At 47.2% G+C, this 1,077-nt stretch carries 3 protein-coding genes; all 3 read right to left on the reverse strand.

What is annotated here, in order from left to right:
- Positions 1-272 (reverse strand): hypothetical protein (locus DW103_RS17895; RefSeq protein ID WP_122278643.1); only part of this gene is annotated, 272 nt, incomplete at its 3' end.
- Positions 256-666, reverse strand: a complete 411-nt coding sequence (locus DW103_RS17900; RefSeq protein WP_122278645.1) for a hypothetical protein — start codon at positions 664-666, stop codon at positions 256-258. The genes DW103_RS17895 and DW103_RS17900, both read right to left, overlap by 17 nt.
- Before the next feature lie 15 nt (positions 667-681).
- The coding region (locus DW103_RS17905; RefSeq protein WP_199653058.1) for a lysozyme at positions 682-1,077 on the reverse strand (396 nt) is incomplete at its 5' end.

The raw sequence follows: 1,077 nt of genomic DNA on the forward strand, positions 1-1,077 counted from the left end.
AATTGAAAGATTAATATTGTTAGAATACCTGTTAAAACCCCTGTTAAGTAGCATTTAAACGTGAATTCAGGGGCTTTCTTTATCGTTTCGCTTCGCTCCAGACGGTCACGTGCCTGGTGCAGTTCTTCTTCCAGCATGTAGACCTGCCGTTGCAGGCTATCGCATGAAGCAGTGACCACCACCGTGTCGTTCCTGAGCGTTACAGATGCGGTTGCCTGTCCGGATTTCTTTGTATAAGCGGCACCGACAGGAAGTCTACGGAGGCTGTCCATCGGGACGGTCAACTTGGCCAGACTCGACGGGATTGTCGCGAGGGTAACGGAAACCTTTCTGTTCCAGCTTAGACTGTCTGACAGGGACATGGAAGTATTTTCTTTTGTAGTCCTGCACGACAGGACGAGCAGGACAAACAACATAATGCTTGCATTCCTCAATACGCGGGACAATCTGTTTGATCCCGTCCATCTCATTTTTTGTCTCTTTGATTTCATTCTTTAATTCAGTAGTTGTTTCGTTAAGCATCTGGACAATTTCCTGATAGACCGTTATTGTGTCACGCGTGATTTCGGCTTTTTTCAGCCGTCTCATTTGGATGAATAAAACGATTCCCCAAATTCCGAATCCCGCATTGACCAATTCACGTAATATGTCCCATAATTGCTCCATTGCTTAATTACTTTATCAAGAAAAATACAAATCTGCCTCTGCCTTGCGTCTACGAATCAGTCCAGCCAATACCATACCTTTCGATTTGTTCCAGCGGCTAAATTCATAGCGTATATTCACGTTATCCGGATTAGCCTTCACGCATTTCAGCAATGTCGATTTCTGGAAATTACCACTACCGACATTGAACGTGAACGACACCAAAGCGTCGAACTGGTTCTGATTGACATGCGGGCATTCCCGGTTCACCACATCCTCAAACTTTTTCAGGTCCTCGGCAAGCAGGTATTCCGCCCGTTGTTCATCAATCACATCTCCCCGGCGGACACCCGCGGTATGGCCGTAGCCGATTGTCCAGACCCCCGCCGGGCAACGATAAGCCTCCAGGCGGAGACTCTCGAAGCTCTTTAT

The organism is Parabacteroides sp. AM08-6 (assembly GCF_003473295.1).
In the GTDB taxonomy this organism is placed as follows: domain Bacteria; phylum Bacteroidota; class Bacteroidia; order Bacteroidales; family Tannerellaceae; genus Parabacteroides.